This is a genomic window from Pseudoflavonifractor capillosus (assembly GCF_016902575.1).
Lineage (GTDB): Bacteria > Bacillota > Clostridia > Oscillospirales > Oscillospiraceae > Enterenecus > Enterenecus capillosus_A.
Window position 1 is genome coordinate 1 of the sequence record NZ_JACSNZ010000132.1, and the last position, 395, is coordinate 395.

The following is a 395-nucleotide window of genomic DNA, read 5'->3' on the forward strand; positions in this document are numbered from 1 at the left end:
CCCACTTGGGTGCATCACACACCCAAGTGGGAGTGGTACACCTTCAGGGACTCGAACCCTGGACACCCTGATTAAGAGTCAGGTGCTCTACCAACTGAGCTAAAGGTGCTCATGGATTCGGATGTCATGCCTCTCCTGTTCGCAGCGCTCGGCTTCCCTTCGTCTCGGACTTGAAACAGAAACTTATGTTTCTTGGTTTCTCGCCCTCGCTCCGGTCCATCCTCGCGGCTCACGACGGATCAGCACTTCGTTGTTTCCGCACCCTCAAAACTGAACAATGTGATGTAGCAAGCTGCCTGCATTCATTCTTGTTGTCATGCTTTGCCTGTTCGCGACGCTCGCATTCCCTTCGTCTCGCTTCGCAAACAGAAATCTTACAATTTCTTGGTTTGCAA

1 tRNA gene is annotated in these 395 nt (G+C 51.9%); it reads right to left on the reverse strand.

The window, feature by feature from the left end:
• Window positions 1-33 precede the first annotated feature (33 nt).
• A tRNA-Lys gene (locus H9X86_RS12220) sits at window positions 34-109 on the reverse strand.
• Window positions 110-395 lie beyond the last annotated feature (286 nt).